The 14,518-nt window shown below is 70.3% G+C and carries 10 protein-coding genes and 1 pseudogene; 6 read left to right on the forward strand and 5 right to left on the reverse strand.

All coding sequences use genetic code 11. The features are described 5' to 3' along the window. Positions 1–42: 42 nt before the first annotated feature. Both ACFY6S_RS05290 and ACFY6S_RS05295 read right to left on the reverse strand, forming a co-directional pair. Complete coding sequence (locus ACFY6S_RS05290) at positions 43–1,182, reverse strand: anion permease (protein ID WP_388823858.1); 1,140 nt, start codon at positions 1,180–1,182, stop codon at positions 43–45. 263 nt (positions 1,183–1,445) lie between these two features. Next, positions 1,446–2,543, reverse strand: coding sequence for a hypothetical protein (locus ACFY6S_RS05295; RefSeq protein ID WP_388823055.1), 1,098 nt, complete (start codon positions 2,541–2,543; stop codon positions 1,446–1,448). 933 nt (positions 2,544–3,476) lie between these two features. Here ACFY6S_RS05295 and ACFY6S_RS05300 point away from each other — a divergent pair. Next, positions 3,477–4,526 carry a polyprenyl synthetase family protein gene (locus tag ACFY6S_RS05300; protein WP_388823057.1) on the forward strand — a complete coding sequence of 350 codons (1,050 nt, stop codon included), beginning with the start codon at positions 3,477–3,479 and terminating at the stop codon, positions 4,524–4,526. Between the two features lie 103 nt (positions 4,527–4,629). Here ACFY6S_RS05300 and ACFY6S_RS05305 read toward each other — a convergent pair whose 3' ends face one another. Further along, positions 4,630–6,159: an ABC1 kinase family protein gene (locus ACFY6S_RS05305; protein ID WP_388823059.1), complete on the reverse strand. Its 1,530-nt coding sequence runs from the start codon at positions 6,157–6,159 to the stop codon at positions 4,630–4,632. Between the two features lie 504 nt (positions 6,160–6,663). Between ACFY6S_RS05305 and ACFY6S_RS05310 the strand changes: the two genes are divergently transcribed. The 5 genes and pseudogenes from ACFY6S_RS05310 to ACFY6S_RS05330 all read left to right on the forward strand — a co-directional run bounded on the left by ACFY6S_RS05310 (position 6,664) and on the right by ACFY6S_RS05330 (position 11,736). Further along, on the forward strand, positions 6,664–8,565 hold the full coding sequence (locus ACFY6S_RS05310; RefSeq protein ID WP_388823061.1) for a 1-deoxy-D-xylulose-5-phosphate synthase: 1,902 nt from the start codon (positions 6,664–6,666) through the stop codon (positions 8,563–8,565). Further along, positions 8,562–9,749: a flavodoxin-dependent (E)-4-hydroxy-3-methylbut-2-enyl-diphosphate synthase gene (gene ispG / locus ACFY6S_RS05315; RefSeq protein ID WP_388823062.1), complete on the forward strand. Its 1,188-nt coding sequence runs from the start codon at positions 8,562–8,564 to the stop codon at positions 9,747–9,749. Before ACFY6S_RS05310 ends, ispG begins: the two co-directional genes overlap by 4 nt. A gap of 142 nt (positions 9,750–9,891) precedes the next feature. Beyond that, the gene (locus tag ACFY6S_RS05320; RefSeq protein ID WP_388823064.1) at positions 9,892–10,884 is read left to right on the forward strand and encodes a 4-hydroxy-3-methylbut-2-enyl diphosphate reductase; all 993 of its coding nucleotides are present in this window, start codon (positions 9,892–9,894) and stop codon (positions 10,882–10,884) included. An 83-nt stretch (positions 10,885–10,967) separates the two neighbouring features. Then, positions 10,968–11,060: pseudogene (locus ACFY6S_RS05325) on the forward strand (ferredoxin); the annotation flags it as partial. A 487-nt stretch (positions 11,061–11,547) separates the two neighbouring features. After that, a complete protein-coding gene (locus ACFY6S_RS05330) occupies positions 11,548–11,736 on the forward strand; it encodes a hypothetical protein (protein ID WP_388823066.1) in 189 nt (62 codons plus the stop codon). A 240-nt stretch (positions 11,737–11,976) separates the two neighbouring features. Here ACFY6S_RS05330 and ACFY6S_RS05335 read toward each other — a convergent pair whose 3' ends face one another. Together ACFY6S_RS05335 and hydA are read right to left on the reverse strand one after the other, a co-directional pair. Next, on the reverse strand, positions 11,977–12,978 hold the full coding sequence (locus ACFY6S_RS05335; RefSeq protein ID WP_388823068.1) for a TIGR03842 family LLM class F420-dependent oxidoreductase: 1,002 nt from the start codon (positions 12,976–12,978) through the stop codon (positions 11,977–11,979). An 18-nt stretch (positions 12,979–12,996) separates the two neighbouring features. Beyond that, on the reverse strand, positions 12,997–14,403 hold the full coding sequence (gene hydA / locus ACFY6S_RS05340; protein ID WP_388823070.1) for a dihydropyrimidinase: 1,407 nt from the start codon (positions 14,401–14,403) through the stop codon (positions 12,997–12,999). Positions 14,404–14,518 lie beyond the last annotated feature (115 nt).

Consider the following 14,518-nt stretch of genomic DNA (forward strand, 5'->3'; position numbering starts at 1 on the left):
CGCGAGAGCGGCGCCGTCCGCCCGCGGGCCGGGCGGGACGCTCTACGCGATCTTCTTCTCACCGGGGCCGTCGAGCCGGGGAGGTGGCTCGTTGACGTTGTCCGGGGTGACGGGACGGCGGCGGGCCAGAATCCGCAGGCAGGTGGTGGTGGCCAGAACGACGACCACCACCAGGCCCACGCCCCAGTTCCCCCGGTCGGCGGTCCACGCCGAGGCCCCTCCCAGGGCCCCAGCGGCGGGCAGGGTCAGGGCCCACGACAGAGCGATCCGTCCGGCGATGTTCCACCGCACCCGTGCCCGCCCGCGCCCGAGCCCCGCGCCGAGGACGCTGCCGGTGCAGACCTGTGTGGTGGACAGCGGGAATCCCAGGTGCGACGAGACGAGGATCACCGACGCCGAACTCGCCTCGGCGGCGAAACCCTGCGGGGATTCGATATCGGTCAGCCTGCGGCCCACGGTCCGGATGATCCGCCAGCCGCCCGCGCAGGTGCCCAGAGAGATCGCGACTCCCGCGCAGAGCACCACCCACAGGGGCGGCCCCGCCCCCTGGCCGAGGACTCCGGCGGAGACGAGCGCCAGCGTGATGACCCCCATGGTCTTCTGCGCGTCGTTGGTGCCGTGGGCGAGGGCCACCAGGGACGCCGACCCGATCTGACCCGCGCGAAACCCCCGTACGAGGCCGCCTCCGCCCACTCCCCGGGTCAGGAGGTGGGCGACGCGGATCGCCGTCAGAGCCACGACGCAGGCCATGACGGGTGAGACGACCGCGGGCACCACGACCTTCCCGATGATCTCGCCGGTCCGCAGGGCCGACCCGCCGGCGCCCGCCCAGACCGCCCCGATCAGCCCGCCCAGGAGCGCGTGCGTGGAACTCGACGGCAGCCCCAGGAACCACGTGGCCACATTCCACACGATCGCCCCGGTGAGACCCGCGAAGATCATGGAAAGCGAGATCAGGTCGTCGTCCACGATGCCGCTGGAGATCGTCTCCGCCACACGTACGGAGAGGAAGGCGCCGGTCAGATTCAGCACACCGGCGATGGCCACCGCCAGCCGTGGCGACAGCGCGCCCGTGGCGATGGACGTCGCCATCGCGTTGGCCGTGTCGTGGAACCCGTTGGTGAAGTCGAAGGCCAGCGCGGTGATGACCACGAGTACGAGAAGGACGGTGACCGAGCCCAACACGGACCTCCCGGACCGGCGTCCAGCCCGAGCCGGAGTCCACCTGATTCCACGTAGAAACGTCACACTAAATCAGGAGACAGGCCCGTAAAGCCGCGCAACGCCCTGCCGGGAGAATCATCTGCCGCCGAGCTCCGGGATGATCCGCACGCCGTACGCGTCCGTCGTCGGAGCCGTGCGATGGCGGCATCGGCACAGCCCGGCGTGGACCATGGCGTCGGCGACCCGAGGTGCGCCGTATGCGGGACACAGGTCTCCCGGGGTCACGTGCGCAGCTGCTGCCACCACCAGGCGATCGAGGGGCAGGGCAGGGGTTCGGTGCTGGCGTCGCTGGGGTGGTCGGTGAGTGTCAGCGGGATGGGGGCGGGATGGGGCGGGGGGAGCTGGGTTCGCGAGGTCACAGCGGTGTAGCGGGCGGAGTGCGCGCCCCAGTCGAGGTTGGAGCGGATCGCGTAGGCGAGGTCCGCGACGTAGGCCCTTCCGGGCGCGCTCAGCTTGGGCTGTTCCTGCTCGCGCAGTCTCAGGAACAGTGTCGTCAGGCGGTCCCGCAGGGCCACAGCCTGCTGGACGGCCTGCTCGGCCGGGCAGTCGTTCAGCCGGGCGAGCAGCATCACGATGTTGACGTCGGTTTTGTCGATGAGCAGCTCGCGGTTGTAGGAGAGCAGGTCGTTGTCGAGGGCCATCATCAGGAAGGAGGATTCCTGGAGTGCGCGCATGGCGGGCGAGTGGAATTCGGCGCCGGGGATCTCCTCCCCGGCGGTGATCTCCGACCAGCACAGGCTGGCGGCGCCGCCCGCGTTCAACATGCGCAGGTGCAGGAACTCGTCCAGGCCGGCGGGAGTGGGGGCGGCCATCCCCCACAGGATGGCGTGGAACCATTTGCGGTGGGCCTCGACGAGCCGGTAGAGCTGGGTCGGGGTGGCGACGTCCTGCACGGAGGCCATGAGTGACTGGAGCGCGGCGATGGGGCCGGTCTCGTCTGCGGCCGGTTCGGTGGCCGGGGACTCCATGACGCGGAGCAGGTGGCTGGTGAGGCCCATGGCCGTAGCGAGCTTGTCGGGAGTGAGGGCGGTTTCCATGCGGACGTCGTCGACATAGAAGATCCAGTGCAGCCATCGGGCGGTGAGCACGACCCGGTCGGTGATGCCTACGGGGTAGATGCGGGCCATCGCCTCCCCGTAGTTGCGTGCGATGACCCAGGCCCGGTCGATGTCGCTGGTGTAGAGGCGGTAGCGGTCGAGCCAGTTCCGGGCATCGTGGTCGATGCTGTCGAGCTCGGGGTGAACGGCCGCGTCGATGGGGCAGTACAGCGGCGGCAGTTGGAGCAGTTGTGCGGCGGTCGGGTCCATAGTCGTGTTCATGACATGCTTCCTCGTGGTGTGACGTGCCGAGGGCGGCGGGCACGCCGGGGCGGATGAGGGCGGTCGTACGGTGTTCCCCTCGAAGAAGGGGGCGGGCCGGTCGGGTCCGCCGGCGCCGACGCGCGGCGACCGGCCTTGCCCATGGCACCGATCCGTCAGTCACCCGGGCCGACTCCGGTCGAGTCGTGCAACCAGGATCACCTCGGCCACAAGCTGCGGGAAGGGAGCACAGGACCATGGCTGACGTGAATATCGGTCCATGATGTACGCCCCGGGCGCGTAGGTCGGTTCGTACGCCTATGGGCGGCTCGCGCCCCCGCACCCGCCCCTCGACGCGCGGCGCTGTCGCGCTTCCGCACGCCCTGTGGCCGGGGGTGCCACAGGGCCCGGAGAGCAGTGCACGCGGGCAACCCCGGGGGGAGGCCGGGAGCCCGCACCATACGCCGGCCGGCAGGTGGAGCGCCGCGACGGTTCGCCACCCCGCCCGAAACGCCTAACGGGCATTCATGTGATCGGCAGCGGTCCGCCTCCGGAGCCGCGTCCTCCCTCCCGTGGGAGTGAGGGGCGTGATTCCGAGGACGTTCGCACGTCGAGCGCCGGAGGTTCGCGCTCTACAAGGAGCGGCGGAGACGGCGGACGATGGGCCATGGGATCCTCCGTCACCGGCGAGGGAGCCCGGGTCTCGTGCCGCCCGGCCCCGGCCCGTACACCTCACGGTCGAGGCCATGCCCGGGCCGAGCCCGGAGCGCGACGGCCGGGGAGCACCGCGAACCCAGTGCACTCCGAGCCCGTGCGCCGCTGGATTCCTGACGACTCGCCGGGCCCCTCGGCCTCGTCGGCCGACCGGCCGACTCCTTGCCCCAGGCTCCTTGCCCCAGGAGGCATCATATGATTGTCATGCCCACGCCACTTTCACCTCTGGAACCTGAACATGTGCCCGCGGCCGTCGAGGCGCTGCTGTACGAGTTCCTCGACGCGCAGATCCGCGACGCGAACGACGATCTGGCCGAACTGGCTCTGTTCGCCAATCTGTTACGGGACATGATCGCGGCCGGAGGCAAGCGGATCCGGCCCGTGCTGTGTGTCGTCGGCTGGCTGACGGTGAGCGACCGGCCACCCCCGCAGGCGGTCTGGCGGGTGGCCGCCTCGCTGGAACTCTTCCACCTCTTCGCTCTGATCCACGACGACATCATGGACGCCTCGGAGACACGGCGCGGAAAGCCCACGGCCCACCGTCTCCTCGCCGCTCGCCACCGCGACCGGGGCGACGCCGAGACCCTCGGCGTCCACGCCGCGATCCTCCTGGGCGACCTCGCGCTGGGCTGGTCCTACGAACTCCTTCACGCCACCGGCCTCGGCCCCACCGCCGAGCACCTCAGCCGGGTCTGGCCTCTGCTGAACGCCCTGCGTACCGAGACCCTCGTCGGCCAGTACCTCGACCTCGTCAGCGCCGGACCGGTCTCCACCGCCCTCCCCGACACCGCTGCCGCGCGCCGTGTCATCCGCTACAAGACCGCCAAGTACACCTGTGAGCGCCCCCTGCAGCTGGGAGCTCGTCTCGCCGGGGCCGACAGGAACGTGCTCGCGGCACTGTCGGCGTACGCCCTTCCGCTGGGCGAGGCGTTCCAGCTGCGCGACGATCTACTGGGCGTGTACGGAACCCCCGAGCGCACCGGAAAGTCCGTCCTGGACGACTTCCGCGAGGGCAAACACACCGTGCTGGCCGCCATCGCCCTCCAGCGCGCCACTCCGGCACAGGCACGCGTCCTGCGCGCCGGCCTCGGTAATCAGGCCCTGACCGCCGCGGAGGCCACGCGGATGCGCCAGGTCCTCACCGACACCGGGGCGCAAGCCAGCGTCGAGAACCTGATCAACGAACGCCACGAGCAGGCGCTGGCCGCACTCGACCGCGCGCCCCTGCGCCCCGCGGCCGCCACCGTCCTGAGAACCATGGCGACCGCAGCGGCCAGCCGGGCCTGCTGATCGCCACCGCCCACCCGGCCCCGCAGACGGGAGACCAGCCACTGACGGCCGCCGACGAATCCGACACCCTGGCCGACACGACCAGCCGGCTGCGCGGCGACCGTCACCGCGCGGTGCGGGACCGACGCCACCACAGGACCACCATGGTGAGCAGTGCCGCGTCGCGAATCCGGTGAGAGACGCCTTCCAGCGCATTCCGTGTCGCGGGCGCGCCCTGGGAGTGGGCGACGTTCACCGTCAGTTTGTGCTCGGCGAGGTCGCGGATGATCCCACGGAGTTGCTGGGGTGTCCGGGTGGTGTCGTCGATGCCTTCGAGGAGGGCGTGGACGGCTTGCGCGCCGGACGCGAACTTTTTGACATGTCCCTGAACGATGGGGACCAGCTCCGTCTCGAACACGTCGAGGAGGGAGAGTTCGGGGCTCAGACAGCGGATGGATCCCTCGATGTTGGCGAAGGATTTGCCGAGGACGGCGATCATGGTGTTGGTCTTGATGCCTCGTTTCGTCGACTGTTCGAGGATCGATGTCAGGGTGAGGCCGAAGTCGAGGTCCTCCAAGGACGCCGCCGCGACCTTGGGGACGAGGGCGACCATGTCGGCACAGAAGGCGTTGACCTGGGCCCACGGGGTGACGTCGCCTAGCTCGATCCACGCCTGCGCGAGCGCCGTTCCGTCGTTCTGGGCGACGCTGAGAAGGACCCGCAGGAGGTGGGTGCCGAGGGAGCGGTCTATTCGTCCGACCATGCCCCAGTCGATGAGGTACGCGGGCGAGCCCGGGTGGACGAAGATGTTGCCCGGATGAGGGTCGGCGTGGAACCACCCGTCGAGGAAATAGCCCTGGTACATGAACGCGAGCAAGTCCCGGCCGATATCCGTCCGTTGCTGGACGGTGAAGGCGGCGGGATCCGCCTCCCGGATGGAACAGCCAGGGGCCAGCGTCTGGATCAGCACCCGGGGCGTGGCCCTGATGACGTCCGGTACGGCGATGTGCTTGAAGCCGGACGCCGCCTTGCCTGCGATCTTCATGTTCCTCGCCTCGAGGACGAAATCGAGCTCCGGGCGCATCGCGTCGAACAGCACGCCGAGCATCGCTTCGAAGTCGACGACCGCGTTGAGACGGGGCGCCCTCCGTCCGGCGAAGCGCGCGAGTCCGGTCAGCAGCCGCATGTCGGCTTCCATCACCTCGCGCACCCCCTGCCGCTGGATCTTCACCGCCACGGTGGTGCCGTCCGCGAGTTCGGCCCGGTAGACCTGCGCCAGGGATGCCGTGCCGATGGGGTCCTCGGTGTCGATACGGCGGAAGCCGGCTGCCCAGTCCGGTCCCAGTTCACCGGCCAGTACCGGTTCGAATTCCGCGAACGGGCTGGGCGCCACGTGATCGTGGAGCTTCCGGAACTCCTCGACCATGGCCGCCGACACCATGTCCGGCCGGGTCGACAGCATCTGCCCCACCTTGATGTACAGCGGGCCCAGGCTCTCCAGCGCCTGCCGCGCGGCACACGCTCGCGAGCGTGCTTCGTCCCCGCCGTCCCGCGCCGCGCGGTCGCCGAGCCGGTGTACCGTACGCGCCGTCTCCTCGGCCGCCAGACGCCCGAGGACCTTGATGATCTTCCCCGCGCGGCGACTGTTCCCCATGGGCAGCTCCAATGGCTCGCATGACACTGGACCATGGCGCGGCGGAAGGATCCCGCGCCGGCCGTGGCTGTATGCGGCTGGCGCACACCCGGGGTGCAGCATGTCCGCTGCAAGCGGCGGCCATCCCCCGAAGGTGGAGCGCACGGTGTCGCGAAGGACGTGCGAACGAAGCGGTGCGCTCCGGCGCTCGAACGCGGGCGTCGGACAGGCCGGCGCCGTGGGCACCGCGTACCGCGGACTCACCGGTGTGACTTCCTGGAGCCACTCCGCGGGTCCCGCCACGGCGGGGCGGCATGTGTGACAAACGGGCTGCCCGGAGTGTGGCGCACCCGGTTCCGCTCAGGCGCACTCCGTGGAACGCGGCGGGCTTCGCGCGCCGGTCGTATGTCATCTGTACACCCCGTGGGCAGGTGCCCGCATTCTGTCAGGTACACGTTTATCGACCTTCTGCCGGGACCGCGGGGCATCGTTCGCCCGTCCGGTCCCGGGTGAGAGGCACGCCCCATGTCCACTACCGCCGCGCCCCCCTTGCCCCCGTCCGCCGAACCGGCACATCCGCTCCTGGACTCGATCACCACTCCGGGAGACGTCCGTCAACTGCCGGCCTCACGTATGGATCAGCTGGCCGTGGAGATCCGTGCGCTCCTCATCGAGAGGGTGATCACGTCGGGCGGTCATCTGGGCCCGAACCTGGGTGTGGTGGAGCTGACGCTGGCCGTGCACAGGGTCTTCGATGTCGAGGCCGGCGACACCGTCCTCTTCGACACCGGCCACCAGTCCTACGTTCACAAACTGCTGACCGGCCGCCGCGACGCGTTCGGCACACTGCGTCAGGCGGGCGGCCTGTCCGGCTACCCCGCCCGATCCGAGTCCCCCCACGACTGGGTGGAGAACTCGCACGCCTCCACCGCCCTGTCCTACGCGGACGGCATGGCCAAGTCCCGCCACCTGTCGGGACATACGGGACGGGTGGTGGCGGTGGTCGGGGACGGCGCTCTGACCGGCGGCATGGCGTGGGAGGCGCTGAACAACCTCGGGGCCGCCTCCGAGCGCCCGGTGGTCGTGGTCCTGAACGACAACGGGCGTTCCTACGCCCTCACCACCGGGGCGCTGGCCGCACATCTGGCGACACTGCGCACGCGCGGCAGAGAAGCGTACGGCACGGAGCCGTACGGCACGGACATCGACGGTACCGAGGCGGGCGGCCGCAACCTGTTCACCGATCTCGGCTTCACCTATCTCGGTCCGGTCGACGGCCACGACACTCCAGCCCTGGAGAAGGCCCTGGTCCGAGCACGCGACCTGAACCGCCCCGTCATCGTGCACGCGCTCACCGTCAAGGGGAAAGGGCACCCACCGGCGGAGGCGGACGAGGCGGACCGGATGCATGCGGTCAGCCCGTCCGCACCCGTCCGGGTTCCGGTCCGGGGCGCGCCTCGTCCGTCATGGACCAGCGTGTTCTCCCGTGCCCTGCTCGAACTCGGCTCCGAGCGCCCGGACGTGGTGGCGATCACGGCGGCGATGGGGGGTCCCACCGGGCTCGTCCCGTTCGCCGAGCGGTTTCCCGAGCGGTACTTCGACGTGGGGATCGCCGAGCAGCACGCGGTGACCTCCGCCGCGGGGCTGGCCATGGGCGGGTGGCACCCTGTCGTCGCCGTCTACGCCACCTTCCTCAACCGTGCCTTCGACCAGGTGCTGATGGACGTGGCGCTGCACCGCCTGCCGGTGACGTTCGTGCTGGACCGGGCGGGGATCACCGGCCCGGACGGACCGTCGCATCACGGCATGTGGGATCCGACGCTCCTCGCGGCCGTCCCCGGTATGCGACTGGCCGTCCCACGGGACGCCACCCAGCTGCGCCGACTGCTGGAGGAAGCCACCGCCTGCCGGGAAGGGCCCACCGCGCTGAGGTTCCCCAAAGGCACCGCCCGTGACGACATCCCCGCGTTGCGCGGGGAGGGTCCCGTCGATGTCCTGTTCGCGTCCGGGAACCGCGATGTGCTGCTCGTCTCCCACGGCCCGCTCGCCGACCCGTGCCTGGAAGCAGCAGCCGAACTGGACTCCCAGGGCATCGGAGTCACCGTCTGCGACCCGCGCTGGGTGCTGCCGGTCTCCCCCGAACTTCTGCGACTCGCCACCTCACACCGGCTGATTCTCACTGTCGAGGACAGCCTCCGCACCAGTGGCGCGGGGAGTCTCCTCGCCGGTGCGCTGCGCGACAACTCCATCACCACCCCCCTGCACACCCTCGGCCTGCCCACCGCGTTCCTCCGCCACGCGAGCCGCGAACAGCTGCTCACCGAGGCAGGTCTGACGGCACGCCAGGTCGCCCGGGCGGTTCTGCGGGCCCGCGCCGGAAAGCCCCTGCTCCCCCACACACCTGCTCCTGACGGGAACAGCCCATGACCACCGTCGACCTCCCCATCCCGCCGTTGCCCGGCCGGACCACCCCCACAGAGCCGCCCACCACAGCAACGGTCCCGGTGCGCCGGCCCACCCGGCAGATCCAGGTCGGCACCGTCCCGGTCGGCGGCGGCGCCCGCGTCACCGTGCAGACGATGACCACCACCCTGACCGCGGACGTGGACGCCACTCTGCGGCAGATCGCCGAAGTCACCGCCGCGGGCTGCGACATCATCCGCGTCGCGGTCCCCTCCCAGGACGACGCCGACGCCCTGCCCCGCATCGTGGAGCGGTCCCCGATCCCGGTCATCGCCGACATCCACTTCCAGCCGCGCTATGTCTTCCAGGCCATCGACGCCGGCTGCGCCGCCGTCCGCGTCAACCCGGGCAACATCAAGAAGTTCGACGACAGGATCGCCGAGATCTCCGCCGCCGCCACCGCCGCGGGTGTCCCGATCCGGATCGGGGTCAACGCGGGATCGCTGGATCCCCGGCTCCTCGCGAAGCACGGCCGAGCGACACCGGAAGCCCTGGTGGAGTCCGCGCTCTGGGAATGCTCGTTGTTCGAGGACCACGGCTTCCGCGACCTGAAGATCGCGGTCAAGCACCACGACCCGCTCACGGTGATCTCCGCCTACCGGCAACTCGCCCAGCAGTGCGACTACCCGCTCCACCTGGGCGTCACCGAGGCGGGCACCGCCCTCCAGGGCTCCATCAAGTCCGCCGTCGCCTTCGGAATCCTGTTGAACGAAGGCATCGGTGACACGATCCGTGTCTCCCTGTCCACCAGCCCGGTGGAGCAGGTGAAGGCCGGCTGCCACATCCTGTCCTCGCTCGGCCTGCGCCCCCGCAAACTGGAGATCGTCTCCTGCCCGGGCTGCGGACGACTCCAAGTCGACATCCACAAGCTGGCCACCCAGGTGGAGGCCGCCTTCGACGGCTTCCCCCACCCGCTGCGGGTCGCGGTCATGGGCTGCGTCGTCAACGGCCCCGGCGAAGCCCGCGAAGCCGACATCGGCGTCTCCTCCGGCAACGGCAAGGGACAGATCTTCGTTCAGGGCAGGACCGTACGCACGGTTCCCGAAAGCCGGATCGTCGAGGCGCTGCTGGAAGAAGCGCTGAAGCTCACCGACACGGCCGACGCCGACGACACCGACCGGGCGACGAGCCGGGGCCGTACACCATGACGACTGTGGGCACGGCCCGGTCCGGGGCCCTCGTCGCCCCGCGCCAACCGGCCCTGCCCGCCTCCCCTGCCTGCCCTCCCTGCCCTGCCTGCCCTCCCTGCCCTGCCTGCCCTGCCTGCCCTGCCACAGGAAGCCGATCCCGATGACGCGACCACCAGTCCCCGCCCGCCGGGTCCTTCTCGCCGCTCCCCGTGGGTACTGCGCGGGTGTGGACCGCGCCGTGACCGCCGTCGAAAGAGCCCTCGAACAGTACGGTGCGCCCATCTACGTGCGCCACGAGATCGTCCACAACAAGTACGTCGTACGGACCCTGGAGAAAAAAGGCGCGATCTTCGTCGATGCGACCGCCGAGGTCCCCGAGGGCTCCATCATGATGTTCTCCGCGCACGGCGTCGCCCCCCACGTCCACACCGAGGCCGCCGAGCGCGGGCTCGCGACGATCGACGCGACCTGCCCCCTCGTCACCAAGGTCCACAAGGAAGCCGTCCGCTACGCCAAGGAGGACTACGACATCCTCCTGATCGGCCACGAGGGACACGAAGAGGTCATCGGCACCAGCGGCGAGGCCCCCGACCACATCACCCTGGTCGGCGGCCCCGACGACATCGCGGGCATCTCCGTACGCGACGAGTCCAAGGTCGTCTGGCTCTCCCAGACCACCCTCTCGGTCGACGAGACCATGGAGACCGTCGACGCCCTCAAACAGAAGTTCCCGCAGCTCCTCTCGCCGCCCGGCGACGACATCTGCTACGCCACCCAGAACCGCCAGACCGCCGTGAAGCGACTCGCCTCACAGGCCGAGCTGGTGATCGTCGTCGGCTCCACGAACTCGTCCAACTCCGTTCGCATGGTCGAAGTCGCCCTCCAGGCGGGCGCGCCGAGCGCCCGCCTCGTCGACCATGCCGACGAACTCGACGAGACCTGGCTCCAGGGCGTGAGCACGGTCGGCCTGACCTCCGGCGCCTCGGTTCCCGACACCCTGGTCGACGGCGTACTGACATGGCTCGCCGAACGCGGATACGGCGACGTCGAGACGGTCAGGACAGCAGACGAATCGATCACCTTCAGCCTCCCCAAGGAACTCCGCCGAAACCTGCGCGCCGAGGCCGCCGAGCAGCCCCGGCGTACCGCCTGACAGCAGGCCGGGCATCTCCTGGCCGCCCGCCGCCCGGCCCGCCTCATGGGCACGGCCCGCCGACGAGAAGAGGACTGTCCGCCATGACGTATGTGATCGCCGCACCCGGTGTGGACGTGCTCGACAGAGCGTGTGGCGACGAATGCCCCGTCGACTGCGTCTACAGCGGAGGACGGCGGCACGGGTACGGGTGGAGGCACGTGCACCGCAGCAGCCGGAGGACCCGCAGACCGTCTCACCTGCTGGAACGGGGGGTGACCGGGCACAGCACGACCGGACGCGCCGGCGTCTCGGGCCGCCCGGGGCCGATACCGCGTGGGTCAGCGGCCCCGAACCGCGTACCGGACGGCGCAGCCGCGATCCCCGTCGCCGCGAGGGACGCGGTGGACCTGATGGCACGCCCACTCGTCCGGTCGCGCCTCGGACCGGAAGCCGCCGCACCGCGCCCCGTCGAGGCAGTGGGCCGCTCGCCCCCGTCCGGCCTCGACCGCCGTCAGCACCTCGGGCGCGGCCCCGGGCGCCCCGAGACACGGCCCTCGCCACGTCCGGTCGGCGCCCCCGCGCGGAGGGCTTCCGGGTCGCCCGCAATCGCCTGCTGATCTCCGAGAGAGAGCCGCAAGCCGGACATGCCGCCGCGTCATCCACCCCACAGGAGAAGAGACTGTGACCAAATCAAACAAGCCCCAGGGCATCGGTAAATTCCTGAAGGACGTGCTCAACAGCGCCGAATCACTCGCCGACGCCATCGTCGACAGGTTGTCGGCCGCCGAAGGCGACTTCCGCGAGGGACTGACCAAGCTGGTGGAGACCAAGGACCACCGCGAGCCGTCTCGGCCTGAACACAGCCGGTGACCGACCGCTGCCCCGACAGGCGCGAAGCTGCCGGGGCAGTTTCTTGTCGGCACCGCCTTTCCGCACCCTCCAGCCGCGTCGCCCGCCTCCGTCTCCCACCGCCGGGCCCGCCCGTCATCCGGCTGTCCGGATCGAGCTACGCCCCCTCCACCCCGCACATCGGCTGCGGCAGTCCACCACGGCTTCAGGAGACCGAGGATCCGTGCCGGCCCCGGACATGCTTGCCTTCTCGGTCGGCGCCTATCCGTCGAGTGCCGGGATGATCCGCTCGCCGTACGCGTCGATGACGGCCTCCCGCGCGTCGTGCATGGCGTACACGGCGAACTGGTCGACCCCCAGATCGCGCAGGACCCGCAGCTTCTCGATATGCGCCTCGGCCGGGCCGAGCAGACAGAACCGGTCCACGATCTCATCCGGTACGAAGCCGGCGTCCGGATTGCCGGTGCGGCCGTGGTGGCTGTAGTCGTACCCCTCGCGCCGCTTGATGTAGTCCGTCAGCGCGTCCGGCACCAGCCCGGAGTGCTCCCCGTAGCGCGCCACCAGGTCGGCGACGTGGTTGCCGACCATCCCGCCGAACCACCGGCACTGTTCGCGCGCGTGGGCGAGGTCGTCGCCCACGTAGGCCGGGGCCGCGACGCAGATGGTGACGGAGTCCGGGTCGCGGCCGGCGTCGGAGGCCGCCGTGCGGACCGCCTTGACCATCCACTCGGTGAGGAACGGGTCGGCGAGCTGGAGAATGAAACCGTCGGCCTTCTGTCCGGCCAGGGCCAGTGCCTTGGGACCGTACGCCGCCATCCACACCGGGAGTTTCCCGTCGCGCACCCAGGGCAGCCGTACCGGGCGGCCGTCGACGTGCGCCTCCCTGCCCTCTCCCAGGTCGCGGATGGTGTCGATCGCCTCGCCCAGTGTGGCCAGGGTGTTGGGCCTGCGGCCCACCACCCGCATCGCGGAGTCCCCGCGGCCGATCCCGCACACGGTGCGGTTGCCGTACATGTCGTTGAGGGTGGCGAAGGTGGAGGCGGTGACCTCCCACGTCCTGGTGGACGGGTTGGTGACCATGGGGCCCACCACCAGGCTGGTGGTGTGTTCCAGGACGCGGCTGTAGATGACGAAGGGCTCCTGCCAGAGCACGGCCGAGTCGAAGGTCCAGCCGTACCGGAAGCCGTTGCGCTCCGCGCGCCGCATCAGTCCGACCACCGCCGAGGCGGGCGGATCGGTCTGGAGAACGAGTCCGAAGTCCATGGCGTGACGCTCCCTAACTCAGGTGAGGTACTGACAGGTCGAGCGGGGGGTGTACTGGCCGTGTCCGGCCCTGCCCTTGAACTCCCCCTTCTCCAGGACCACTTCGCCTCGGGAGAGCACCGTCTCCACCCGGCCGGTGACGCGCTTGCCCTCGTAGGCCGAGTAGTCCACGGCCATGTGGTGCGTCCGGGCCGAGACGGTCTGCTCGGTGTGCGGGTCGTAGATGACCACATCGGCGTCGGCGCCGGGCGCGATGGTCCCCTTGCGCGGGTAGAGGCCGAACATCCTGGCCGGCGAGGCACACGCGATGTCGATCCAGCGGCGCCGGCTCAACTTCTTCTCGACCACGGCCTGATGGAGCAGATCCATCCGGTTCTCCACCCCCGGCAGCCCGTTGGGGATCTTCGAGAAGTCGCCCCGGCCCATCTCTTTCTGTCCGGCGAAGCAGAACGGGCAGTGGTCCGTGGACACCACCTGGAGGTCGTCGGTGCGCAGCCCCCGCCAGAGCGCCGCCTGGTGCTCCCGGGGCCGCAGCGGGGTCGAGCACACGTACTTGGAGCCCTCGAAGTCGGGCTCGGCGAGGTTGTCGGTGGAGAGGAACAGATACTGCGGACAGGTCTCGCCGAAGACCGGCAGCCCCTTGTCCCGGGCCATGGCCAGCTCCGCGAGGGCCTCCTCGGCGGAGACGTGGACGACGTACAGCGGCGCGTCGGCGACCCGTGCGAGCTGGATCGCCCGGTGGGTGGCCTCGGCCTCCAGCAGGACCTTGCGCACCTCCCCGTGGTAGCGGGGGTCGGTGCGGCCCTCGGCCAGGGCCTGTTCGACGAGGACGTCGATCGCGATGCCGTTCTCGGCGTGCATCATGATCAGCCCGCCGTTGGACGAGGCGCGCTGCATGGCCCGCAGGATCTTGCCGTCGTCGCTGTAGAAGACGCCCGGGTAGGCCATGAACAGCTTGAAGGAGGTGACGCCTTCCTGGACGAGGAGGTCCATCTCCTTGAGGGAGGTCTCGTTGACGTCGGCCATGATCATGTGGAACGCGTAGTCGATGGCGCACGTGCCGTCGGCCTTGGCGAACCAGGCGTCCAGGCCCTCGCGGAGCGATCCGCCCGGGGTCTGGATGGCGAAGTCCACGATGGTGGTCGTACCGCCCCAGGCGGCCGCCCGGGTGCCGGTCTCGAAGGTGTCGGCGGCGAAGGTCCCGCCGAACGGCATCTCCATGTGGGTGTGCGCGTCGACACCGCCGGGGATGACGTACTTCCCGGTGGCGTCGATCGTACGGCCGGCGGTCCAGCCCTCGGCCGTGCCGGAGCCGTGCGCGGCGAGCGCGACGACGCGGCTGTCCTCGATCAGGACGTCGGCGTGGATCTCGTCGGAGGCGGTGATGACGAGACCGCCGCGGATCAGGGTGCGGGTACTGCTCATGCTGGTGACGCTCCCTCTCGTACGGACGGGGACGGACGGACAGGGACGGACGGACGGCGGATACGGATGGGCGGCGGGGACGGACGGGCGGCGGGGACGGACGGGCGGCGGGGAC

This window comes from Streptomyces sp. NPDC012835, assembly GCF_042900885.1.
Classification (GTDB): Bacteria; Actinomycetota; Actinomycetes; order Streptomycetales; family Streptomycetaceae; genus Streptomyces.